At 52.1% G+C, this 25,798-nt stretch carries 17 protein-coding genes; 10 read left to right on the forward strand and 7 right to left on the reverse strand.

Features of this window, described 5'->3' with window-relative positions; genetic code table 11:
* Positions 1–62: 62 nt before the first annotated feature.
* The 3 genes from B4N58_RS06140 to prpR form a co-directional block, all read right to left on the reverse strand.
* Entirely contained in the window at positions 63–854 is a 792-nt protein-coding gene (locus B4N58_RS06140) for a helix-turn-helix domain-containing protein (RefSeq protein ID WP_291747044.1), read from the reverse strand.
* 66 nt (positions 855–920) lie between these two features.
* On the reverse strand, positions 921–1,328 hold the full coding sequence (gene arfB, locus B4N58_RS06145; RefSeq protein WP_291747047.1) for an alternative ribosome rescue aminoacyl-tRNA hydrolase ArfB: 408 nt from the start codon (positions 1,326–1,328) through the stop codon (positions 921–923).
* 4 nt (positions 1,329–1,332) lie between these two features.
* Positions 1,333–2,928: a propionate catabolism operon regulatory protein PrpR gene (prpR, locus tag B4N58_RS06150; RefSeq protein WP_291747049.1), complete on the reverse strand. Its 1,596-nt coding sequence runs from the start codon at positions 2,926–2,928 to the stop codon at positions 1,333–1,335.
* Between the two features lie 194 nt (positions 2,929–3,122).
* Between prpR and prpB the strand changes: the two genes are divergently transcribed.
* From prpB to B4N58_RS06175, 5 genes are all read left to right on the forward strand, one after another.
* On the forward strand, positions 3,123–4,004 hold the full coding sequence (prpB, locus tag B4N58_RS06155) for a methylisocitrate lyase (RefSeq protein WP_291747051.1): 882 nt from the start codon (positions 3,123–3,125) through the stop codon (positions 4,002–4,004).
* Positions 4,005–4,061: 57 nt separating this feature from the next.
* Positions 4,062–5,222 carry a bifunctional 2-methylcitrate synthase/citrate synthase gene (gene prpC, locus B4N58_RS06160; protein WP_008248527.1) on the forward strand — a complete coding sequence of 387 codons (1,161 nt, stop codon included), beginning with the start codon at positions 4,062–4,064 and terminating at the stop codon, positions 5,220–5,222.
* 3 nt (positions 5,223–5,225) lie between these two features.
* Entirely contained in the window at positions 5,226–7,844 is a 2,619-nt protein-coding gene (gene acnD / locus B4N58_RS06165) for a Fe/S-dependent 2-methylisocitrate dehydratase AcnD (RefSeq protein WP_291747054.1), read from the forward strand.
* Positions 7,841–9,040 carry a 2-methylaconitate cis-trans isomerase PrpF gene (gene prpF, locus B4N58_RS06170; protein WP_291747057.1) on the forward strand — a complete coding sequence of 400 codons (1,200 nt, stop codon included), beginning with the start codon at positions 7,841–7,843 and terminating at the stop codon, positions 9,038–9,040. The genes acnD and prpF overlap by 4 nt, the downstream gene beginning before the upstream one ends.
* A 215-nt stretch (positions 9,041–9,255) precedes the next feature.
* Complete coding sequence (locus tag B4N58_RS06175) at positions 9,256–11,994, forward strand: phosphoenolpyruvate carboxylase (protein ID WP_291747059.1); 2,739 nt, start codon at positions 9,256–9,258, stop codon at positions 11,992–11,994.
* Here B4N58_RS06175 and B4N58_RS06180 read toward each other — a convergent pair.
* A complete protein-coding gene (locus tag B4N58_RS06180; protein WP_008248537.1) occupies positions 11,991–13,496 on the reverse strand; it encodes an amidase in 1,506 nt (501 codons plus the stop codon). The genes B4N58_RS06175 and B4N58_RS06180 overlap by 4 nt on opposite strands.
* Positions 13,497–13,629: 133 nt before the next feature.
* Between B4N58_RS06180 and B4N58_RS06185 the strand changes: the two genes are divergently transcribed.
* Positions 13,630–14,052, forward strand: a complete 423-nt coding sequence (locus tag B4N58_RS06185) for a hypothetical protein (RefSeq protein ID WP_291747063.1) — start codon at positions 13,630–13,632, stop codon at positions 14,050–14,052.
* Between the two features lie 54 nt (positions 14,053–14,106).
* Here the strand turns inward: B4N58_RS06185 and acnB are convergent, their stop codons facing one another.
* On the reverse strand, positions 14,107–16,698 hold the full coding sequence (acnB, locus tag B4N58_RS06190) for a bifunctional aconitate hydratase 2/2-methylisocitrate dehydratase (protein ID WP_291747065.1): 2,592 nt from the start codon (positions 16,696–16,698) through the stop codon (positions 14,107–14,109).
* A 182-nt stretch (positions 16,699–16,880) separates the two neighbouring features.
* Positions 16,881–17,885: a helix-turn-helix domain-containing protein gene (locus B4N58_RS06195; RefSeq protein WP_291747068.1), complete on the reverse strand. Its 1,005-nt coding sequence runs from the start codon at positions 17,883–17,885 to the stop codon at positions 16,881–16,883.
* Positions 17,886–17,974: 89 nt separating this feature from the next.
* Between B4N58_RS06195 and B4N58_RS06200 the strand changes: the two genes are divergently transcribed.
* From B4N58_RS06200 to acnA, 4 genes are all read left to right on the forward strand, one after another.
* Entirely contained in the window at positions 17,975–18,946 is a 972-nt protein-coding gene (locus tag B4N58_RS06200) for an alpha/beta fold hydrolase (protein WP_008248543.1), read from the forward strand.
* A gap of 104 nt (positions 18,947–19,050) precedes the next feature.
* The gene (locus B4N58_RS06205; RefSeq protein ID WP_291747071.1) at positions 19,051–19,986 is read left to right on the forward strand and encodes a sterol desaturase family protein; all 936 of its coding nucleotides are present in this window, start codon (positions 19,051–19,053) and stop codon (positions 19,984–19,986) included.
* Between the two features lie 46 nt (positions 19,987–20,032).
* The gene (locus B4N58_RS06210) at positions 20,033–21,274 is read left to right on the forward strand and encodes a DUF2863 family protein (RefSeq protein ID WP_040512374.1); all 1,242 of its coding nucleotides are present in this window, start codon (positions 20,033–20,035) and stop codon (positions 21,272–21,274) included.
* 76 nt (positions 21,275–21,350) lie between these two features.
* Positions 21,351–24,080: an aconitate hydratase AcnA gene (gene acnA / locus B4N58_RS06215; protein ID WP_291747076.1), complete on the forward strand. Its 2,730-nt coding sequence runs from the start codon at positions 21,351–21,353 to the stop codon at positions 24,078–24,080.
* Positions 24,081–24,125: 45 nt separating this feature from the next.
* Here the strand turns inward: acnA and B4N58_RS06220 are convergent, their stop codons facing one another.
* Positions 24,126–25,739, reverse strand: a complete 1,614-nt coding sequence (locus tag B4N58_RS06220) for an ABC transporter permease (protein WP_291747078.1) — start codon at positions 25,737–25,739, stop codon at positions 24,126–24,128.
* Between the last annotated feature and the right edge of the window lie 59 nt (positions 25,740–25,798).

The raw sequence follows: 25,798 nt of genomic DNA on the forward strand, positions 1-25,798 counted from the left end.
GACGATTTGGACCAGAATACGCAATCATGCGACAACTCCTTTTAAAACGAGGAGCTTGAAGTTTATTCGGAGGAGGTTTGGGTTTTCTTGTACAAAACGGACATTTTCAGAAAGCTGGCCGGTGTGGCCCCCGCGAAGTTCTTGAACTCTCGAATGAAATGCGATTGATCGTAATAAAACTGCGGCCATACCGGCCATGGAGAGCAAGTGCTCAACTGTTGAAGCGTGGCCTGAAACCGGGTAACCCGAGCAAACTCTTTGGGCGACAAGCCCAGATGAAGTTGACTGATTCGTCGCAATTGGCGTGGAGAAACACCAAGATCACCGAAATTCGGATCCAACGCGGAGTGAATGAAACGAAGCAAGCGGGGATCTAGTTTGGGGTGCTTCAAATAAACAAGCAATGCTGCAGCAACACCTTCAGTTCGCGCCAGAAAATTGTTTCCTTGACTCAGGGTCTTTTGAAGATGCTCAATCACCAAGGGTTGAAGCATTTCATGGGCGTTGACATGGCAATCTGGATTCAACCATTCACCCAGGGGTGCCTTGATCAAGCCCTGATAACCCAGGGCCGAAAATCGAATTCCAAAATATTTTACGGGTCCAGAAATCGGGAATTCAATCGGCGAAAGAAAGGGTGTCACGATAAAAGCATCTGACAACTCATCGAGATTGAAAATCAGATCGACACAGTTGTCGGGCACGCTTCGATACACATATTCACCCCAACCCACTGTCAGTTGCCAAAAGCTGTCGACCCAACAATTGACTGGTGAACTTGCCGGGCAAACCTGATACTTTCCATTTTCCGTGACTTGCCCCTGCAAGGCCGGGTGAGTGTGATCAATCGACACCGCGACTCCAGTTCGAAATAACTTTCCACGCCCACTATAGCGCGAAAGAACTGCATGTAAAAACGGTCAATCCTGTACCTTGCCACGCAGCGCCTTGACCTGCCCTCGAATGTTTTTACTTGCCAGTCTGCGACGCTTTGAGCCCAAAGTTGGGCGGGTCTCACGGCGGACCTTGACGGGCTTGGCCACCTCGGCAATCAATTCGTTCAAGCGCGCAAGGGCGTCTACGCGATTTTGCTCCTGGCTACGCGTGGTTTGCGCTTTGATGACAATAACGCCTTCTTTGGTCAAACGCTGGTCCTGCAGAGCAAGCAATTTTTCTTTGATAAATTCAGGCAAAGACGATGAACGAATGTCAAAACGCAAATGAATGGCACTGGACACTTTGTTGACGTTTTGGCCACCCGCACCTTGGGCACGAATGGCTGTGAATTCAACATCGGATTCGGTCAGGATGGGTGGTGAATATGACATGGTACTAAACGCTTTTACCCAAGCGCCAAACAGTTGATCTGCTAATTCCCAAACCTTCAGCCACTTTATTGACTTCGCCACCAACCACCTTGAGTGCCTCACGGACAATCTCAGCCCGCCCATGCTTGGGCGCCCTGCTGTATGCCAAGGCCAATGCATTCATCGAGTCTATTGGGCCAGGCAAATCTTTCAACTGCCCGGGTGACAGGGCTGAATTTTGTGAGTCAACCATTAAATCTGGAAACCAGGTAGGCCAGCTCGACAGATCACTTTCTTGCAACATCATGACTGCCGCCCTGCGGCACACATTTTTTAATTGACGAATATTGCCCGGCCAAGGCAATGACTGAAGAATAGGCAGGGCCAGATGAAGAAACTCGTCGAATCTGGATTTGCTGACTCGCACTGGCGTGGTTCTCAAAAAGTATCCCGCCAATTCGGCAATGTCTTCGGTGCGTTCTCGCAAGGGCGGTATATGGATCAACATTTCATTCAGGCGGAAATACAGGTCTTCGCGAAAACGCCCTTCTTCTACCGCTTGCTGCAAGTTCACATTGCTGGCTGCAAGCAGTCGAAAATCAACTTTGCGTGGTGAAGCAGACCCAATGCGGCGCACGGTGCTGTCCTCGAGAATACGCAATAAACGCGTTTGAAAAGCCAAAGGCATGTCGCCAATTTCGTCGAGAAACACGGTGCCGCCTTGCGCGCTCTCAAACATGCCGGCTCGCCCTCCTTTTACGGCCCCTGAAAACGCACCCTCTTCATAGCCAAACAACTCGCTTTCCAAAAGGCTTTCAGTCAAAGATGCGCAATTAATGGCCACAAACGGTTTACCTGCACGTGGACTGGACGTGTGAATGGATTGGGCCACCAGTTCTTTGCCCACGCCAGTTTTACCTTGAATAAGCACTGAAAAATCGATGCTGCCACACAGGCGAATCGTGTTGCGCAGCTTTTCTACGGCCTTGCTGTTGCCGATCAAATCTTGCTCGTTGTGATACGTGTAGGCCTGGCTGTTTCGACGCACTCCGCCCAAGGCCTTGGCACTGGCCAGACGTATGGCTTCCTCAAAGGCCTTGACAACGCCTTGGCGGGAGTAAATCAAAATGGCTTCCAGCCCCATTTCCTGTGCAATTTCAGTGACCAAACCTGAACCAACCACCACCTTGACACCCAACTGGGCTAATTCCCGTACCGCGCGGCGCGCGTCTTCAGGTGTGCGATAAGTTCGGGTGTTCAAAGGCACATCGAACGCCCGTGCAAATTGTTCAAGCTCCTCGAAGGAATGCTCGTAACTGACCAATCCCACCGCTGCGGACGCTTTTCTGGCAGAGGCCAATGCTTGCATCACATCAAAACCATCGGTGCGGATGATCACCAAGGGGGCCTCAAGCTGATTTTGCAAGAATGCGCCATTGGAACCTGCGGCGATGAAGACATCGGCCGTGTCGGTGTAATAGCGGTTGCGTGCGTAAGCCAAGGCATCTTCATAGGCCTTGGGAACCAGCTCAATATTGGCTGAACCGGCATAGTCACGGGCAATTTCCCTTAGGGTACCCGCCAGTGCACTGATGCTGAACACTACGATTCTAGGTTTCATTTAAAACAAGACTTGTTCTTTTAAAACATTGAGAGGTTTTATTTTAAACAACAATGTTTCAATTGAACACAATAATATTATATACATTACCTTAATTATTCTTATAAAAATATTGATTTAAAAAGATTTTATAAACAATTTAATCAACTGGCATGAACCCTGCACTACCAAAAACATACAACAAGGAGAACACCATGACCCAAAATTCCGCAGGCGCCCGTTTCCGCCAGGCAGTGAAAGACGAACAACCTTTGCAAGTAATCGGCGCAATCAACGCCAACCACGCATTGCTGGCCAAGCGCGCTGGATTTAAAGCCATTTACCTGAGCGGCGGCGGTGTAGCGGCTGGTTCGCTGGGCCTGCCCGACTTGGGTATTTCTGGCCTGGACGACGTGTTGACCGATGTGCGTCGCATTACCGATGTGTGCGACACCCCCTTGCTGGTCGACGTTGACACAGGCTTCGGTTCATCAGCGTTCAACATTGCCCGCACCACCAAAGCCATGATGAAAGCCGGTGCTGCTGCCATGCACATTGAAGATCAAGTGGGTGCCAAGCGCTGCGGCCACCGCCCCGGCAAGGCGATTGTGACCCAAGCAGAAATGGTCGACCGCATCAAGGCAGCAGTTGACGCACGCGGTTCAGACGATTTCGTAATCATGGCCCGTACCGACGCGCTGGCCGTGGAAGGTTTGCAATCGGCCATTGACCGGGCTTGCGCCTGCGTGGAAGCTGGTGCTGACATGATTTTCCCGGAAGCCATGACCGAACTGAGCATGTATCAGCAGTTTGTAGATGCGGTGAAGGTGCCTATATTGGCCAACATCACCGAGTTTGGCTCAACGCCCCTGTTCACCACCGAAGAATTGAAAGGCGCAGGCGTGGGTCTGGTGTTGTACCCACTAAGCGCATTCCGTGCCATGAACAAGGCAGCACAGAATGTGTATGAAGCAGTTCGCCGCGACGGTACCCAGAAAAATGTACTGGACACCATGCAAACCCGCATGGAGCTGTATGACAGCATTGGCTACCACGATTTTGAGCAGAAGCTGGATGCCTTGTTTCAGCAGAAATGACTTCAATAAAACAACATAAACAATTGTTATAAAACATTATTTTGACAGGAGACAGAAATGTCTGAGCAACAAACAACAACCCCTGGCTTCAAACCCAAAAAATCAGTCGCCCTTTCAGGTACAGCCGCTGGCAACACTGCCCTGTGTACCGTAGGCCGCACAGGCAACGACTTGGCTTACCGTGGTTACGACATTCTGGACTTGGCAACCACCACCGAGTTTGAAGAAATTGCTTACCTGCTGGTGCACGGCAAGCTGCCCACAGTGGCTGAACTGGCTGGCTACAAACTAAAACTGAAGGCATTGCGCGGTATTCCCGCAGGCGTGAAGCAGGCGCTGGAAGCACTGCCCCCTTCAGCCCACCCCATGGATGTGATGCGCACCGGTGTTTCGGTACTGGGTTGCCTGCAACCTGAAAAAGACGACCACAACCACCCCGGCGCACGCGACATTGCCGACAAGCTGATGGCCAGCCTGGGCAGCATGCTGCTGTACTGGTACCACTACAGCCACAACGGCAAGCGCATTGAAGTGGAAACCGACGATGATTCAATTGGCGGCCACTTCCTGCACTTGCTGCATGGTGAAAAGCCTCGTGACAGCTGGGTTAGCGCCATGCACACCTCGCTGATTCTTTACGCAGAACACGAATTCAATGCATCAACATTCACCAGCCGCGTGGTGGCTGGCACGGGTTCTGACATGTATTCCGCCATTTGTGGCGGTATTGGTGCCCTGCGTGGCCCCAAGCATGGCGGCGCCAATGAAGTGGCCTTCGAAATTCAAAAGCGTTACGACAACCCCGATGAAGCGGAAGCCGATATTCGCGCCCGTGTTGAACGCAAGGAAGTAGTAATCGGCTTTGGCCACCCCGTGTACACCGTGAGCGACCCCCGTAACGTGGTGATCAAGAAAGTGGCGGAAGACTTGTCCAAAGAACAGAACAACATGAAGATGTACAACATTGCTGAACGTCTTGAGAGCACCATGTGGGAAATCAAGAAAATGTTCCCGAACCTGGACTGGTTCAGCGCAGTGAGCTACCACATGATGGGTGTACCCACCGCCATGTTCACCCCCCTGTTCGTGATTGCCCGTACTTCCGGCTGGAGCGCCCACGTGATCGAGCAGCGCATCGACGGCAAGATTATTCGCCCAAGCGCCAACTACACAGGCCCGGAAGATCAGAAATTTGTCCCCATCAAGGATCGCAAATAATCTATGAACACTCAATTTCGTAAAAATCTGCCCGGTACCCAGCTTGATTTCTTCGACGCCCAATCGGCTGTAGATGCAATCGAGCCTGGCGCCTGGGACAAGCTGCCCTACACCAGCAAGGTGTTGGCCGAGCAATTGGTACGCCGCTGCGAACCTGCTGCGCTGACTGACAGCCTGAAGCAATTGGTGTACCGCAAGCGCGACCTGGACTTTCCCTGGTACCCAGCGCGCGTGGTGTGCCACGACATTCTGGGTCAAACCGCTTTGGTGGATTTGGCTGGCCTGCGCAATGCAATCGCAGACGAAGGCGGAGACCCGTCGCTGGTGAACCCGGTGGTGCCAACTCAATTGATCGTAGACCATTCACTGGCGGTGGAATGTGGCGGTTTTGATCCCGACGCATTTCAGAAAAACCGCGACATTGAAGAACGTCGCAATGAAGACCGTTTTCACTTCATCAACTGGACCAAAACCGCATTCAAGAATGTGGATGTAATTCCGGCCGGCAACGGCATCATGCACCAAATCAATTTGGAGAAAATGTCTCCAGTGGTGCAGGTGCGCGATGGTGTAGCTTTTCCCGACACTTGCGTGGGCACAGACAGCCACACACCTCATGTGGATGCGCTGGGCGTGATTTCAATTGGCGTGGGCGGTCTGGAAGCTGAAACCGTGATGCTGGGCCGTGCATCCATGATGCGCCTGCCCGATATTGTGGGCGTGGAGCTGACTGGCAAGCGTCAGCCTGGCATTACTGCAACGGACATCGTGCTGGAATTGACTGCGTTTTTGCGCAAGGAACGCGTGGTGGGTGCCTACATTGAATTTTTCGGTGAAGGTGCCAACAGCCTGACGATTGGTGATCGGGCGACCATCTCGAACATGACCCCGGAATACGGTGCCACCGCCGCGATGTTCTACATCGACGAGCAAACCATCGACTACCTGAAGTTAACTGGCCGTGAAGACGAGCAAGTGAAGCTGGTGGAACACTACGCCAAACACACTGGCTTGTGGGCCGGCAAAATGACAGGTGCTGAATACGAGCGTGTGTTGACATTTGATTTAAGCAAAGTGGTACGCAGCATGGCTGGCCCGTCAAACCCGCATGCCCGAGTGGCCACAAGCGATTTGGCAGCCAAAGGCATTGCAGGCAACCTGGACGCCGCGCGCGCTCAAGAAGCTGAAGGTTTGATGCCCGACGGCGCCGTGATTATTGCTGCCATTACCAGTTGCACCAACACCAGCAACCCACGCAACGTAGTGGCTGCGGCGCTGTTGGCCCGCAAAGCCAATGAACTGGGCCTGGTGCGAAAGCCCTGGGTAAAGTCATCGTTTGCACCAGGCTCGAAAGTGGCCGAGCTGTATTTGAAAGACTCAGGCCTGTTGCCTGAACTGGAAAAGCTGGGCTTTGGCATTGTGGCTTTTGCATGCACCACTTGCAATGGCATGAGTGGCGCGCTTGATCCTAAAATTCAGCAAGAAATTATCGACCGCGATTTGTACGCCACCGCTGTATTGAGCGGCAACCGCAACTTCGATGGCCGCATTCACCCCTATGCGAAGCAGGCGTTCCTCGCCAGCCCGCCGCTGGTGGTGGCCTACGCCATTGCGGGCACCATTCGCTTTGATATTGAGCGCGATGTACTGGGTGTAGTGAACGGCAAAGAAATTCGCCTGAAAGACCTGTGGCCTTCAGATGAAGAAATCGATGCGATCGTGAATGAATTCGTGAAACCTTCACAGTTCCGCGAAATTTATATCCCCATGTTTGACCTGGGTGCCATTGAAGAAGCGAAAAGCCCGCTGTACGACTGGCGCCCTCAGAGCACCTACATTCGTCGCCCACCCTATTGGGACACCGAAGGTCAAGGTGCTTTGGCCGCACGACCACGCACGCTGAAAAATATGCGCCCGCTGGCAGTGCTCGGTGACAACATCACGACTGATCACCTGAGCCCGTCCAACGCAATCATGATGAACAGCGCAGCTGGTGAATACCTGCACAAAATGGGCCTGCCGGAAGAAGACTTCAACAGCTACGCCACGCACCGCGGTGATCATTTGACTGCGCAACGCGCCACCTTTGCCAACCCCACCTTGCTGAATGAAATGGTTCGCGATGCAGATGGCAAGGTGAAAAAAGGTTCGCTGGCTCGCATTGAACCAGAGGGCCAGGTAACACGCATGTGGGAAGCCATTGAAACCTACATGGACCGTGGCCAGCCGCTGATTATTATTGCAGGCGCGGACTACGGGCAGGGCTCTTCACGCGACTGGGCCGCCAAAGGCGTTCGCCTGGCTGGTGTGGAAGCGATTATCGCCGAAGGCTTTGAGCGTATTCACCGCACCAACCTGATTGGCATGGGCACCCTGCCCCTGGAATTCAAGGCTGGCGACGCACGCCACACCTACAACATTGACGGCACAGAGGTGTTCGAAGTGTTGGGTGAACGCAGCCCGCGCGCAACCCTGACTGTGGTCATGACCCGCAAGAATGGCGAGCGTGTCGAGTTTCCAGTGACCTGCCGTTTGGACACGGCTGAGGAAGTGTCAATTTACGAAGCTGGCGGCGTGTTGCAGCGTTTTGCACAAGACTTTCTGGAAGGAAAGGCAGCATGAGCGTTAAACCCAGCCAGCAAATAAAAGTACCCGCCACCTACATGCGTGGCGGCACCAGCAAGGGTGTTTTTTTCAGGCTGCAAGACCTGCCAGAGGCATGCCAAAAGCCTGGCGAGGCACGCGACAAGTTGTTGTTACGTGTAATCGGCAGCCCCGACCCCTATGGCAAGCAAATTGACGGCATGGGTGGTGCAACTTCCAGCACCAGCAAAACCGTGATTTTGAGCAAAAGCAGCAAAGCCGATCACGATGTGGACTACCTGTTTGGGCAGGTTTCCATCGACAAGGCTTTTGTGGACTGGAGCGGCAACTGCGGCAATTTGTCCTCCGCTGTGGGTTCATTCGCAGTGGCCAGTGGTTTGGTCGACCCAGCCCGCGTGCCGCAGAACGGCACTTGTGTGGTGCGTATTTGGCAAGCCAATATTGGCAAAACCATCATCGCTCATGTTCCTATTACCGACGGACTTGTGCAGGAAACCGGCGACTTCGAACTCGACGGTGTTACCTTCCCTGCCGCGGAAGTTCAGCTGGAGTTTCTTGACCCCGCAGATGAAGGCGAAGGCGATGGTGGTGGAAGCATGTTCCCCACCGGCAATTTGATCGACGACCTGGAAGTACCCGGTGTGGGCACACTGAAAGCGACCTTGATCAATGCGGGTATTCCGACCATTTTTGTGAATGCCGACAGCATTGGCTACACGGGCTGCGAGTTGCAAGACGACATCAACAGCGACCCCAAGGTACTTGCGATGTTTGAAACCATCCGCGCTCACGGTGCGGTCAAGATGGGCTTGATCAAACACGTGGACGAAGCAGCCAAACGCCAACACACACCCAAAGTTGCCTTTGTGGCCCCGCCAAAAACCTACAGCAGCTCTAGCGGCAAAGTAGTTGAAGCTGCAGGCATCGACTTGCTGGTGCGGGCCATGAGCATGGGCAAATTGCACCATGCCATGATGGGTACTGCAGCGGTGGCAATTGGTACCGCAGCTGCTGTACCAGGCACTTTGGTGAATCTTGCAGCAGGAGGAACTGAACGTGAAGCCGTTCGTTTTGGTCACCCCAGCGGCACACTGCGTGTGGGTGCGCAGGCTGTACTTGAAAACGGTCAGTGGGCCGTGAAAAAAGCCATCATGAGCCGCAGTGCGCGCGTATTGATGGAAGGCTGGGTTCGCGTACCCAGCGATACTTTTTAAATAATGGAACCAAGCTGATCAAGCTTGCCACTACATGCACTTCAGTTTTTTTCGGTGCAATGCCGAGAACTGAAGTGCAGCTCCAGAATTTCAAAAACAATATCGACTAGCAACAGAGTGAGCAAATACTCACATCCCCCTACCCCTCTTTCTGATTACGTCACTCCTCCCTAATTATCCTCATGGCTCCAAAAATTAAAATGGGAGTCCTCACCATGTTTCGCGCAATTACAAGCCACAGTAGCGCCCAAGTCGCCATGTCTGCAGCCAACAATGCCTTGCGAAGAAGCGGCTCAGGCTCCGCATCGCCCAAGATTGTTGGTCCATTGGCCAGTAAGCTCAAAGACATTCGACAAAATACACATACGAACTTAAAACTACAGTTACAGAAAAGCTTGCCCCCGATGAAGTTTGAGCAGGCTGGTGAACTGGCTGAGCAGATTGAAGCGGATGAACCAGATTTCGAGCACCTTCACGCACGTGTAGAGGAATTTGTTCAGAGCAATAAGAATGATCCGGAAATAATTGTTAGTGCTCTGAAATATTTGAACAGCCAATTGATGATATTGAGTGCAGCAGAGAGGCATTTAAAAGCCAACGATTCACCTGCCAACCAATCGTTGATGCACGGGCTAAAAACATTGATCGATCACGCGACTAGCGGTGGAGAATCCATCATTCAAAAACTGTCGAACACCACAATTTCCCCTGTGTTTACTGCTCACCCTACAAACTTCAACAAACCTCAGGCCAGTGCGGTTGTGCTATCTCAACTTGACGACATTGCAACTCCCCATGGCAATGCGAAAGTGTGTCAGGAACTTTGGCAAACTCAAGGTGTACGAGAACTAAAACCCAGTGTGCAAGACGAGGCGAATCAGTTCTCGTCCAATATCAGACATCTGCACAGCTCGGGTCGCAACATTCACAAACAGATCAACCAACAACTTTCTGGTTTACCCAACAATTTGAAATTGTCGAAACCTTTGGTTGAAGCGGGCAACTGGGTGGGCGGTGATCGGGACGGTAATCCAAATATTGATGCAGCCGTATTGAAGGACGTGGTCAAAACCCTGAGCACAGCTGCATTTGATTACTTCGAACAAAAAATAGGCAAAGAGAAAACAACTCAACCAGGCAGCCTAGGTAACCTGCTTAGTAAGGCTGGGCATTCGGAATCTCTTGGTTTAATTCGGGAGAAACTTGCACGAACCCGAGCGCATTTGGTGGGCGAAGGCCCTCTACCTATTCAAGGCGATTTATACCTGAATGCGAACGAATTGCTGCACGATCTGGAATCATTGAATATTGGCAATTTGGATACTGACGACAAAAGAATTGTTCAAGAGAAACTGGATTTGCTGAAACTGGACGCGGACAGCATTGGCTTTCACGGCGCCAGCACCGACATACGCCAAAACAGCGCCATGAATGAGAAAACCGTCGGTGAGTTGTTGAGAAGATCGGGTGGCCCCCGCAATTATGAAAGCCTGGGAGAACTTGAAAAACAAACACTGCTAACCCACTTGCTGCTTGATACCAGCAAAACTGTGCTGAACGATGCGCCAATCGATGGTCAAATCGACAATCCTGAATTTGATCGTGAAATCGCATTGATCAAAAGTTACAAAACCATTCATGACAGCTACGGGCCACAGGCACTGAAAAACTGCATCACAGCCAACACTGAAACCTTGAGTGACATGCTTGAGGTGATGTTACTACTCAAGCATGCGGGCCTGGCCGATGGTGATGGGGTCAAGATGAATGTAGTGCCCCTGATAGAAACAGTGGATGATTTACACAATGGCCCAACCATTCTGAACAGCATGCTGAATCACCCTTGGTACCTACAAGCACTTCAAGCCAGCGGGAATCAACAACAAATCATGGTGGGCTATTCCGACAGCAACCGCTTGGACGGACCGCTCGCCTCCAGTTGGGCGGTGTACGAAGGTACAGCCAAAATGCTTGAAGTAGCAAAACAGAATGGTGTGAAATTGCATGTATTTCATGGTCGAGGCGGCACTGAGGCCAGGGGATCGGGCGATTCATATGCACAGGAAATTAAATCAGGCAACGGCGCCAGCTTGCTGACTGGCATGCGGCAAACCGAGCAAGGTGAAGAAGTACCTGCCAAATTCGGCACCAAAATAATCTCACAATCCAACCTTGCAGACATGGTGGGATCCACGCTTGAAACCATGGCAACAGGCTCAGACCAACAGCTTGCAAAATATGCCAACACCATGGAATTACTAGCCCAACACGCTCGCGACAGCTATCAAAGCCTTTACACCAATCCCGAGCTTCCTCAATTTTTTCAACGCAGCACACCCATTGAATTTGTGGGCAAATCCAATGCAGGCAGCCGCCCGGCCTCACGTGCAAATTCAGCAGAAGGCAGCCTTGTTCTTGACAAGCTTCGAGCCATTCCGTGGGTGGGCGCCTGGTATCAATCAGGAAGCGCTATGCCTGCATTCTTTGGTACTGGCAGTGCACTAAAAAACTTTGTCGATCAATCAACAGATACAAACACCACACCCGCACAACGAACCGAGCAACTTCAAACCATGTACAGGGAATGGCCTTTCTTCAAAAGCTTTGTCGACAGAACCGCCACGGCCCTGCAAAAAGCTGACATGCAAATTGCGCAACAATATGCCAAATTGGCACCTGCTAAATCGCAAGGCGTATTTGAGAAAATCAAGAATGAGTACGAACTGACCAAAGAAATGATCTTGAACATCAAACAAACCAACGATTTGATGGATCACAATCCCGTCGATGCGGAAATACTGACTGTAAAGAAACCATTGACCCAAGCTGCACATGCCATGCAAATTGGATTACTCAAGGCCCACCAGCAGGCGGGCCCCGAGATTCAAAACAAGCTGGTTGAACCCATTGTCATGTCCATGCAGGCAATCTCCAGTTCCAACCGATTTGGTTAACTGGCATTACCGGCATGAATGGGTGGGCGTTTGCCTGCCCAAGGCTTGGCTTGTTCTAACTGAGCTGCCAGGTTGAATAAAACATGCTCTTCACCAAAACGCCCAGTGAACATCATACCCACTGGAAGGCCTTGCGCATTCCAGTGCAAAGGCACACTCATGGACGGTTGTCCCGTGACGTTTGCAGGCATGGTTTGAGAACAATATTGATACACGCGCCGCCCTGCCTTCAGTACGAAATCCTTCTGCTTGGCGATGAAACCAATGGGCAAGTAGCTAAGTGCCTTCAATTCAATCATTTCTTGCGAAGTCGGGCGAAGTCCGCCCACTGCGATCGGCAACTCACCCAACGTACTGGTCAGTAGTGCATCGTAGGGCTCAAAAAATGTCATCCACTGGCGAGAGAACTGGGCCATGGTCCATACTGCATTGGCTACATCGCCTCCGTTAAAACTACGGCCCAATTTCATCAAGGCCCAAGTGCGCGCTTCAAAATCCGACGCCTTGCCTTTTCTTCCCAATATGCGCTCCCCTTCTTTCAGCGTGGCGGCCATTTCTGAACACACCAATACGGTGTAAGCGTATATAAATTCTTCCTTGTTGATGGGCAAACGTACTTCCTCACAGGTGTGGCCCAAACTTTCAAGCAACTTCACTGTTTCAAGCACGCCTTCCTGACAATCCGCATGCAGGGAATCGCCCAAAGCGGGGTCGAGTGAATATGCAATTTTCAGCTTTTTTGGTTTTGCCTCAACAGCCGCCGCGTAAGTTTTTGCAGGCGGCGCAATGCGCAGTAACTGACCTGGGTAATTGCCATGCAAACAATCCAGCATGTGTGCGGAATCCCGCACAGTGCGAGACACCACATGCTCAGCAATGAATCCGAACCAGCCGTCAGCCTGATCCGGACCCGATGGTACGCGCCCACGAGTGGGCTTCAAGCCAAACAAACCTGTACACGACGCAGGCACCCGAATTGAACCACCACCATCGCTTGCACTCGCCATGGGCACAATACCCGCAGCCACGGCTGATGAGGCACCGCCACTGGAACCGCCAGGGCTGCGCAGAGGATCCCACGGGTTGCGGCATGGTCCGGTCAATTCCGGTTCGGTGGATGGCGTAATGCCAAACTCTGGTGTGGCGGTTTTGCCAAAAATGTTCAGCCCCGCCCGCTTGAAACGCTTTACATATTCAGAGTCTTCGGAGGGCACAAAGCCTTTGTAAAAACGACTCCCGCAACTCATCTCAACTCCGGCATAACTGGCAATCAAGTCTTTCAACAAGAATGGCACACCTGCAAAGGGTCCCTCTACTGACTCTTTGGCGCGAGCACGGGCAATGTCGTACATGGGACGAATCACCGCATTAATTCGCGGGTTGACCTTTTCCGTGCGTGAGATGCTCTCCTCAAGCAATTCGGCTGCACTCACCTCGCCTTTGTTGATCAACTCGGCAAGACCAAGGGCGTCGAACTGGTCATATTCTTTGAAACCTGCCATTTTTATTGTGTCTCCGAAAAACTGGGGGGTCATGAATGTAAGTGAATATCTTACCCCACTCAGGTAATACCCACCCTGATTAGAAACAGGAAGAATAAGGCATCCGAAACTTTAATTGCTTTGGCTGCACGACATGAAACCTCCGCTTATCGCTTGTGTAGTATTTAGCGACTACCCTATAAAAACAATGGCTTACCAACGTTTTCTCAGTGGCTTGGGTGAGAAATCTGTTCATTCATTTCGCAGCATCGATCTGGATTTCACAGAACTTTCACGCGCCAAGCTCGTGATTTGTGACATGAACATCATGGAAGACTTTGAAGAAGGCGCATTGAGCAAGCTGGAGAAAAACTTTCCCGCTGCCAATATTCTGTTTCTTGAAGAAGACCACAGCGACATGCGTGTGAAATTTTCAAATCACAGGGACATTTGCCGCTTGGGCAAACTGGCTGAAATCAACGTGATCCACTCAACCTTGAAAGAACTGCTTTTGCAAGTCAGCCGAAAACCGAAGAAAAACCAGCGTCCTCGAAAAGAACGGATCGAGCAAACATAAAAAAGCCACCCGAAGGTGGCTTTTTTTATGACACTGTTGTGACAATCTGGCAACTTAGACTGTCAATTCAGCCTTGTTTGCAATGTCCACAAACTCCTGAATTTGGTCGAAGTTCATGTAGCGGTAAACTTCCGCGGACACATTGCCCAGCATTTTTACCTGCTCCATGTACTCTTCCACTGTCGGGATCTTGCCCATCAGCGCGCACACTGCTGACAATTCCGCTGAGGCCAAATAGACACGGGTGTCTATACCCAAGCGGTTCGGAAAGTTACGCGTGGATGTGGACACACCCGTTGAGCCCTTACGGATTTGTGCCTGGTTACCCATGCACAAGGAACAGCCTGGCAATTCCATGCGTGCGCCAGTGCGGCCCAAAATACCGTAGTAACCTTCCTCGGTCAAAATGTGCTGATCCATTTTGGTGGGTGGTGCAATCCACAAGCGGGTTGGAATATCGCTTTTACCTTCCAGCACTTTGCCAGCTGCACGGAAATGGCCGATGTTGGTCATGCAAGAACCGATGAACACTTCGTCGATCTTGTCGCCAGCTACTTCGCTCAGGAATTTGGCATCATCGGGATCGTTCGGGCAGCAAAGAATCGGCTCTTTGATGTCAGTCAGGTCGATTTCAATCACGGCTGCGTATTCTGCATCGGCGTCGGCCTTCAGCAGTTCAGGCTTGGCAATCCATTCTTCCATGGCTTTGATTCGGCGGGTCAGCGTGCGCACGTCTTGGTAACCCTGCGCAATCATCCACTTCATCAAAGTGATGTTGGAAGTCATGTATTCAATGATGGGTTCTTTGTCCAGATGAATTGTGCAACCTGCGGCTGAACGCTCTGCCGAGGCGTCAGACAATTCAAAGGCCTGCTCCACTTTCAGTTTGGGCAAGCCTTCAATTTCCAGAATACGGCCGGAGAAGATATTCTTCTTGCCTTTCTTTTCAACGGTCAGCAAACCTGCCTTGATGGCGTACAACGGAATGGCATGCACCAGGTCGCGCAGCGTTACACCCGGTTGCATTTCGCCTTTGAAGCGCACCAACACGGATTCAGGCATGTCCAAAGGCATCACGCCCGTGGCCGCGGCAAACGCAACCAAACCTGAACCTGCGGGGAATGAAATACCGATTGGGAAACGAGTGTGTGAATCGCCGCCAGTACCCACAGTGTCAGGCATCAACAAACGGTTCAACCAGCTGTGAATAATGCCGTCGCCAGGACGCAAGGCCACGCCACCGCGGTTTTCGATGAAGTCGGGCAGCTCGTGGTGCATTTTTACATCCACGGGCTTGGGGTATGCGGCTGTGTGGCAGAACGACTGCATCACCAAATCAGCAGAGAAGCCCAAACAGGCCAGGTCTTTCAATTCATCACGGGTCATGGGGCCAGTGGTGTCTTGCGAACCGACCGTGGTCATGTGAGGCTCACAGTAAATGCCGGGGCGAACACCCTGACCTGCGGGCAAGCCACAGGCCTTACCCACCATTTTTTGCGCCAAAGTGAAGCCTTTGGTGGAATCAACCTGAGCGGATGGACGACGGAACACAGGGCTTGGACCTTGGCCCAAAGCAGCACGTGCGCGGTCTGTTAAGCCACGGCCGATGATCAAGGGAATACGGCCACCAGCACGTACTTCGTCGAACAACACATCGGTTTTCAGGCTGAACTCAGCAACCACTGCACCGTTTTTCAGGGCTTTGCCTTCGAATGGGCGCAACTCGATTTCATCGCCCATGTCCATTTGGCTGACATCAAGTTCGATTGGCAGTGCGCCTGCATCTTCCATGGTGTTGAAGAAGATGGGGGCAATTTTGTTACCCAGGCAATATCCGCCAAAACGCTTGTTGGGGATGAAAGGAATGTCATCACCAGTGAACCACAACACGCTGTTGGTGGCTGACTTGCGTGAGGAACCGGTACCCACCACGTCGCCCACGTAGGCGATCGGGTTGCCTTTGGCGATCAAGGCTTGCAGTTGCTTGATAGGGCCAACCTTGCCGGGCTCGTCTGCTTCAATGCCGGGGCGTGGGTTTTTCAACATGGCCAAGGCGTGCAAAGGAATGTCAGGGCGGCTCCAGGCATCAGGCGCAGGCGACAAATCGTCGGTGTTGGTTTCACCGGTTACCTTGAACACGGTCAGCTTGATGCTTTGTGGCACTTCGGGGCGGCTTGTGAACCATTCAGCGTCGGCCCAGCTTTGCATTACTTTCTTGGCGGTTGCACTGCCCTTGTCGGCCAGGTCTTTCACGTCGTGGAAGTAATCGAACATCAACAGGGTTTTGGACAAGGCTTCAGCAGCAATATCGCCCACTTCAGCGTCGTTCAAGGCATCAATCAGTGGCTTGATGTTGAAACCACCCAGCATGGTGCCCAGCAGGAAAGTCGCTTTCTTGCGGTCAATCAGCTTGCAGGTGTCTGAGCCGTTTACGATTGCGGCCAGGAAGGCAGATTTTACTTTGGCGGCATCATCTACACCGGCAGGTACGCGGTTGGTGATCAGGTCCAGCAAAAATTCTTCTTCGCCAGCGGGTGGGTTCTTCAGCAGCTGAACCAGATCAGCGGTTTGCTGGGCAGACAAAGGCAGTGGAGGAATGCCCAACGCTGCGCGCTCGGCAACGTGTTGGCGATAGGACTCAAGCATGAGATCTCCCTAGATTGGGTGGGGTCAATAGAAACTGTGTAATTTTGAGGCAGTTCGCACGCGCACACAAGTGTTGCGATGCAAAAGTGGCGGGGTTTCGATGCCTCTCAAGTCTTATATATGATATAGGACTTTCCCTTGTATTTGAAGGGGGTCTGGCTGATTCCCCCTGCTTTTAGAGCCTATTGTCGCTTTGCACGCTGATATTTCGCAGGACTTAAGCCAGTGACCCTTTTAAAGGCATGGGTAAAAGCACTTTGGTCGTTGTAAGCGAGAAAATTGGCAATGTCAGCCAGGCTTAGCTCACCCGCCTGAAGGCAATTCTTTGCCATCTCAACCCGCACTTTCTCCAGTTCCTCGCGAAAACTGCTGTTTTGCTCTTGCAAGCGTCGTTGCAGGGTGCGCGTGCTGACACACAAACGGCGTGCCACTTCATTCAAGGTGGGCACGCCCGCGGTTACCGACTCCTGCAAGGCTTTTTGCAAACCAGCAATCGACTCCTCACCTGCCTTCACTTGCTTTAACAACAACCTGGCTTGTTGATCCAACATGCTGCGCATGACCTGGTCTGGCGATTTCAACGGCATTTCAAGCAAACTGGCAGGCCACACCACTTCGGTGTAATCGCCGTCAAATCCAACCTGGCATTGAAAAAAGGCGTCGAAATCAGCTGAATTCACAGGCTTGGCATTAATAAACTGAACGCGGTGTGGGTACACCGGTATTGCAATTAAATGCTGGGTGAAAGCAACCAACACCCCAATGGCCACTGAATCAACCCAATGCCCGGGGCGCCCACGCTCGGCCCCCCAACGCAAAATAATTTGATCATTTTGCAGCGCCACTTCAAGCGCGTTCACGCTGTACACCAAATTCTCGAATTGTTGCAAACGGGCAAACGCCTCGCCCAAGTTGGAACAACAACTGGCGACATAACCCAACAGCCCCATATTGGCCGGCCGCACGTGGGCTGCAATTTTTAAAGGCATCGCGGGGTCTTCAAGAGCTTGGTAGGTCCAGTCCAGCATGGACTTCCATTGTGGCACTTCGATTCGGTTCAACTCACCGGCCACTGGCCGTGTAAAAGGCATGCGCGCAGCTACCTCGGGGTGAGTATGGGCCAACCAGTCAAAAAGCAGGTTCACATAACTGGCAGAAACGTGACCAAGATTAGAATGAAGAGTCATTATTTGACAACAAGTATTGTCAGAAGAGTTTTACCTGTTCTATGCTAGCGCGTATTCATCATATCGACTTCCCGAGAAAGACACCTGCCATGAAAAAACACGCTTCCGCGATCAAACGCTTAACAGCCCTTTTTGCAATCACTGCCACGGTCAGCCTGACTGCTTGCAGTTTCGAGCAACCCGAAGGTGAAATTCAGGGCGCTGCCGGCATGGCGATTGCCGCCGAGCGTGCCATTTCGGGACTTGAGCGCAAAGTGCTTCAAATCGATGGCTTTGTGGTGCCCTATTTGCAGGGCGGTCAAGGCGAACCCTTGGTGCTGATTCACGGCTTTGGCGGCTCGAAAGACAACTTCAATCGAGTGGCCTATTACCTGACCAATCAATACACCGTTTACTCCATCGATGTACCGGGCTTTGGCGCCTCCACACGCGACATGAACGCCGACTATGTGATCAACACCCAAATCGACCGGGTCCATGAAATTATTGAGAAACTTGGTCTCCAAAAACCCCACATTGGCGGCAATTCCATGGGTGGCTGGATCAGCGGTGCTTATGCGGCCAAGTACCCAGACAATGTGGCCTCTGTCTGGTTCTTGGCCCCCGCTGGTTTGGTAGAGTCCAGAAAATCGGAAGTCATCCAGAAATTTGAGCAAACTGGTGAAATTGTTTTGACGGCGAGCAACCGGGAAGAATTTGAAAAAATTGTGGATGTAGTCATGTACGAGCGCCCTGCCTTTGCACCAGGATTTGTAGTCGACGCCATGGCAGCACGCGCTGCTGCCGACCAACCTTTGCACAAACGCATTTACAAAGACTTCAAAACCGTTCCCTCTGACCTGGCCACTGCGTTAAATGCATCGACTTACAAAGGTCCAGGCCTCATCGTTTGGGGCAAGGAAGATCGTGTTTTGCATGTGGACGGCGCCGCAGAATTGAAAACTGCAATGCCCGGCTTCGATGTGATTTTGATGGACAAGGTTGGGCATGTTCCGATGATGGAGCAGCCTGAGCAAGTGGCGGCGGATTATGTGAAGTGGCGCGAATCGATTGCCCGATAACACTGGCGCAATTTCACAAAAACAAGGCTTGATCCCACAATATTTCTTGCCAAAATCCGCGCAAAATTCAAAGCATCAAAAAACCAAAACGCGGAGACACACGCATGGAACAGTTGATCAACCAGGCAATGGCAATGCCCACTTTCAACTTGCTGTTTGGGCCCAACCCGGACTGGAAGCAGGTATTTCTTACCCTGCTCACCCCGCTGTTTCTGGGTGCAACGTTGGTGGAATATCTGTACTTGAAAAAAGTGGGCAAGTCGTTTTTCTTCAAGAAAAAGGAAGTAGTCACCAACATGCTGCTGGGCGGAAGCTACCAGGCCATGGAGCTGGTGTGGTTTGCGCTGTTTGTGTCCGCTTTCATGGAGTGGATTTACACCTTCAGGATCGCAACCATTGAAGTGACCCCGCTGAGTTTTGTTGCCTTGCTGTTCGGCATCGAGTTTTGTTATTACTGGTTTCACCGTGGCAGCCACCGTGTGCGTTGGTTCTGGTGTGCGCACGTGGTCCACCACAGCGGCGAGAACATGACCACCACCACAGCCATGCGGCAAAGCCTGTTTTATGCGGTGAACCTGCATCAAATATTCTGGGCACCCATGTTGATTATTGGCTTCCCTGTTTGGGCCGTGCTGCTGGCTTATGGTGTGAACCTTGGCTACCAATACTTTGTCCACACCCAAGCTGTGAACAAGCTTCCAAAATGGTTTGAGTATATTTTCAATACGCCAAGCCACCACCGCGTACACCATGGGCGAAACGATGAATACATCGACAAAAACTATGGCGGAGTATTGATTGTCTGGGATCGAATTTTCGGTACCTTCGAGCCCGAGGTTGCACCGGTGGAGTACGGCATTGTTCGTCAACCGAAAACAAACAACATCTGGACGCTGAACACCCATGAATGGCGCGACATGTTTGCCGATGCACTCAAGCCAGGCCCCTTTTGGCAGCGTATAAAGCACATTTGGGCACCGCCCGAGTGGGTGCGCCCGGGCTTGAGCGATCAATCCAACCTGCGCGACAAATCAATTTAAGCAATCTTCTCGTACTACAATGGGTGGAACCTCAGAAGGACCACCCATGCGCAGAAAACCACTTAATACAGCCTCCCGATCCAAATTGTCCAAGTATGCCAAACCCTTGGCCAACCTGGCCATTCTGCTCGCGGACGCTGGCAGTCGGCTTGAGCGCCGTTTCTGGAAAAAGAAGCTGTTTGCAGCGCTTGCCCCAATGCTGGAAGGCCGCAGCGACACCACGCTGATGCAAACCCTTGACCACCTTTACAGCACCAATTACCGCGCTTACGACGAGTTGGCATTCGCGATTGAAAACACCGTAGAAAGCCCTGAACTAGGCCAGGAAGAAGACATTTTGTTGTTGGCTGCACCGGTGCTGGCTTGGTCAACCTACAACATTCCCTCAGGCAAAATTGAAGAAGCCACAGTGGCTGAATTCACCAACTTGCTCCAAAAAAACGTGTTGTCAGATCACGCTCACTTGGTGCTCACCAACATGTTGTTCAGCCCTGACCAGTTGCCTGAAAGTTACACTGCGGCCGCTGAACTGGCTCGGCAGCTGGGGCAAGCGGCCATTGACCGCGTGAAGGTACGAATCGACACAGAAAATCTGCCTGCCACGCAAAGTTTTTTGAGCGATGTTCGTTATTTGATTGGCGCGATTTCCGTGCCCGCAGGCCAACCCGCATTCAAGTGGCAAGTAGAGGCGCACAGCAACGGCACCCTTCTGAGCAAAGAAGAGGTACTTGCCAACTGGCGGCTAACGGGTGGCCAGGCCCTGCAAAAAATAATGCCGGGTTGTTTGCTTGAACTGATGCTGCCAAATGGTTTGTACAACGCATGCCGCGAAGCGGAAAAAGAAGCCCGTGCCTATTCCGTGCGCGCATCTGCTGCCTTTCTTGAAAGCGCCCTGGATGTTCCCACCCAGAAAATTCATGCCAGCGTTGGCGCATTTGTGGATCGCGGAGAAATTGAAGAATACCGAATCGGTTTTTCAGTGGAAGGCAACAGCGACATTGTGCATGGCGTGGTGTGGCCACTGATTGGCGAAGAATATGGCAATGAACCCGACCCGGTGTACGAAAAAGACATTGAGAGCGAACCCGACAATCCCGTGATTCGCTCAAAAATTGAAGCCCTTCTGAAAGAAGTGGGTATTCGGCAAATCAAGGTGCTGGAAGAGCGCTTCCCGCTCGAATACTGTGAAGATTGCGGATCGCCTTTGTACCCCAACCCGGAGGGTGAGCTGTTGCATGCCGAACTTCCGGAAGATTCAGAATTACCCAACAGCATGCATTTGCACTAAGAAAGTCAAAAACCGCTCGATTTTGTAATACGGTGCCGAAATTCTTCGGCACCCCAAACGTAAGGGAGAAACAGGTATGTCAACCCTGAAGCATTCAACACTCAGCACCTTCACCTCCAAAACAGGCCAGAAAGGCCAGTTTTATAGCCTTCCCAAACTGGCTGAATCGGGTTTTCCCAACCTGCACCGCTTACCGGTATCGATTCGCATTGTGCTTGAATCGGTGCTGCGAAATTGCGATGGCAAAAAGGTGGCTGAAGAACATATTCAGCAACTCGCCAACTGGCAACCACAAGCCAAGCGCACCGATGAAATTCCCTTCATCGTGGCGCGCGTAGTACTTCAAGACTTCACCGGCGTTCCGTTGTTGGCCGACCTCGCAGCCATGCGCAATGTGGCACAAGCCATGGGCCAGAACCCAAAGAAGATCGAACCGCTTGTTCCGGTGGATTTGGTCGTTGACCATTCTGTGATGATTGACCATTTTGGCACGGCTGACTCGCTGCGTAAAAACATGGAAATTGAGTTTGAACGCAATGGCGAACGCTACCAGTTCATGAAATGGGGCATGCAGGCTTTTGACACTTTCAAGGTGGTGCCACCGGGCATTGGCATTGTTCACCAGGTGAACCTGGAATACCTGTTCCGTGGCATTCGCAGTGCAACAAAAGCAGGTGAAGAAAACGACAACACGGTGTACTACCCTGACACCCTGGTAGGTACCGACAGCCACACTACCATGATCAACGGTGTGGGCGTTGTAGGTTGGGGCGTGGGCGGCATTGAAGCTGAAGCTGGCATGCTGGGCCAACCCGTTTACTTTTTAACACCCGACGTGGTGGGCGTGGAACTGACCAACGCGCTGCGGGAAGGCATTACCGCCACAGACCTGGTATTGGCCATTACAGAGCTGCTGCGCAAGAAAAAAGTGGTGGGCAAATTCGTTGAATTCTATGGCCCGGGTGCCGCCAGTTTGTCAGTAACCGACCGCGCGACACTGGCCAATATGGCACCAGAGTACGGCGCCACCATGGGCTTCTTTCCGCCGGATTCAAAAACAGTTGAATTCATGCGAAAGACCGGCCGAACAACAGCTGAAGCAGATCGGTTCGAGGCGTACTTTGAAGCCCAAGGCTTGCTTGGAATGCCTGCACCCGGCGCAATCGATTATTCGGAAGTGGTCACCCTCGACCTCGACACGGTTGAACCATCATTGGCTGGGCCAAAACGACCACAAGACCGCGTGTTGCTGAAAAACATGAAGCAGCAATTCAACGCACTTTTTTCTGAACCCATGGCTGCGAACGGTTTCGGAAAAGACGCCGCCACATTGAACACACGTTACCCCACCGGGCTGGACAAACTCAGCATTGGGCATGGCGATGTGTTGCTGGCAGCCATCACAAGCTGCACCAATACATCCAACCCCGGCGTAATGCTAGCCGCAGGCTTGTTGGCCAAGAAGGCAGTTGAAAAAGGGTTGAAAGTACAGCCGCACATTAAAACCTCGCTGGGCCCGGGTTCTCGCGTGGTGAGCGACTACCTGGAAAAAACAGGCCTGCAACCTTACCTCGACCAACTTGGATTTAACGTGGCCGCTTATGGCTGCACAACCTGTATTGGCAATGCAGGCGACTTGTTGCCTGCAATCAATGACACCATTTTGAAAAATGATGTCATCGGATGTGCAGTGTTGTCGGGCAACCGCAACTTTGAAGCACGCATTCACCCCAATTTAAAAGCCAACTTTTTGGCTTCACCACCGCTGGTCGTCGCTTACGCATTGAGTGGTAAAGCCAATATGGACATGACAACTGAACCCCTGGGTACAGGCAGCGACGGCCAACCGGTTTACCTGCGCGACATTTGGCCCAGCAATGCCGAAGTGGATGAATTGCTGCCCACTGCGCTGGACGCACCCACATTTGTACGCCTGTACAGCAACTTCACCGAGGGCCACGACCTTTGGAACAACGTACCCGCTCCAGAAGGCCAGGTTTACCCATGGCCACAGTCCACCTACATTGCCAAGCCACCCTTCTTTGATGACTTTTCAATGCAGCCTTCCAAGGTGGAAATCATTTGCGGTGCAAAACCCTTGCTGATTCTTGGCGATTCGGTCACCACAGACCACATTTCACCGGCAGGCTCATTCAAACCCACAACACCCGCTGGAAAATATCTACAGCAGCATGGTGTAGAACAAGCAGATTTCAACAGCTACGGCTCACGGCGTGGCAATCACGATGTGATGATTCGCGGCACCTTTGCGAATGTTCGCGTGAAAAACCTGATGATTCCTCCCGATGCAAATGGCAATCGCATTGAAGGCGGCTTCACCATCAAAGACGGAAAACAGACCACTGTGTACGACGCGGCCATGGAATACATGGCACAAGGCACACCCACCATTGTGCTGGCGGGTGAAGAATACGGCACAGGATCATCCCGTGACTGGGCAGCCAAGGGCACGCAGCTACTGGGTGTAAAAGTGGTTGTGGCCCGTAGCTACGAGCGAATTCACCGCAGTAACCTGGTGGGCATGGGTGTGCTGCCGCTTCAGTTTTTGGGCGGTGATTCCATACAAAGCCTGAAGCTGGACGGCAGTGAAACCTTCGACGTCATTGGTTTGACGGAGGACACTGCTCCGCAAGCCGAACTGGTGTTGAGAATTACACGCGCCAACAGCGAAGTTCAGGATGTGAAAGTGCTCAGCCGCATCGATACACCGATTGAGGTGGAGTATTACAAGCACCGGGGAATTCTGCCGTTTGTGCTGCGGGAGTTGCTGGGGGCAAGTCAGTGAAGTTGAGCGGGTCTCTCGAACTGGCACGGCCCGAAGCAGTTGGCCTTACCCCTTGCTGCTTCTCGCCTGCTTCGCCCCTTGCCTGATCAACAACAAAATCGGCACCAGAGCAATCATCACGATCATGAGCGCAGGCACTGCTGCTTCGGTCAATCGCTCATCCGAGGCAAACTGATAAGAAACAACAGCCAAGGTATCGAAATCAAAAGGCCGCAACACCAAGGTGGCGGGTAACTCCTTGATCACATCCACGATCACCAACAACATGCCGGTGGCCACAGATCCTCTTAACACCGGCAAATGCACATGCCACAACACTTGTCGTGGTGTACGGCCTAGAATTCTGGCCGACTCGTCAATATGCCGTGTAATTTGCTGCAGACCCGAGTCCACGGATTGCAAGGCCGCCGATGTAAAGCGAACGTTGTAGGCATACACTAGGGCCAACACACTGCCTGTCAGGGCGGGCACTTGCCAGCCCATGTCATAAGTGAAGCGATCAACTGTAGCCAGTGGCAACAAAATGGCAATTGCCAAAATTGCGCCAGGCACACCGTAGCCCAGCGAAATCAAACGATAAATTGCGGTAACCCACCACACATGCGCCTGTCGTTTTACGTACGCCAGGAACACTGCCAGAACAACCGCAACTAGAGCCGCCATGCCACCCAGCAGTGCCGAGTGGTAAGCCCACTGAAAACTGCGCGCCCAATTGATCGAGGTGTCTACGTCTACCACCAAAGCCAACAAAATAAACACCGGCAGCACGAATCCCAATACAAAAGGCATGGCCGACAAAAACACCACCCATGCGGCCTGAAAACCTTTCAAGCGTTTTCTTTCAATGGTGCTGCCTTTACCCGATTGCGTGTAAAACTGGGCACGCCCTCGCGCCTTGGATTCAAAAACAATCAAGGCCAGCATGACAACCAGCAACATCACTGCGAGCAAGGCTGCACTTTCCCTGTCACCCAAATTCAGCCAGGTGTTGAATATTGCGGTGGTGAAGGTGCGCACCCCAAAATAAGACAAAGCACCGTACTCCGCCAGGGTCTCCATGAGCACCAACGTAAGCCCCACAACCCATGCAGGGCGAGCCACGGGCAAACCCACCTTGAGGAAAGCACTGGTCGCGCTGTGCCCCAAAGAACGTGCGGCATCCAGCATGGAAGGGCTACGCCCTAAAAATGCGGTTCTCGCCATAATGTAAACATAGGGATACAACACAAAGCTGAGTACAAGAATGGCGCCCGAGGTAGAACGAATTTCTGGAATGCGGAAATCATTGCCCAGAATTTCCCGCAAGCTGCTGGCCAACCAACCAGAATACTGAAGTGCATCGGTGTAAGCGTAGGCAATGACATACGACGGCATGGCCATGGGCAGCAACAACAGCCATTCAAGCCATTTCCGCCCGGGAAATTCGTGTGCTGAAACCCACCAGGCAGGCAACACACCCATGGTACTGGTCAGCACCACCACACCAATACACAGATAAACCGTTTGCCAAACCAGATCGGGAAGAATGGTGCTAGCCAAATGGATTAGAACCTGGGGAGCCTGTACCAAGCTAAAGCCAGCAAGGCCGAACAAATAGACGAACGGCAGCAACAGCAGCAACGCCAGCAGTGCAACAGAAATGCGACTTCTTAACCCCAAAGTAAACAAACAAACCGCCCAGACATGGCAAAATAGAAGTGAGAACGATTTTACTTTAA

It is taken from the genome of Limnobacter sp. UBA3528 (assembly GCF_002377005.1).
Taxonomy (GTDB): domain Bacteria; phylum Pseudomonadota; class Gammaproteobacteria; order Burkholderiales; family Burkholderiaceae_B; genus Limnobacter.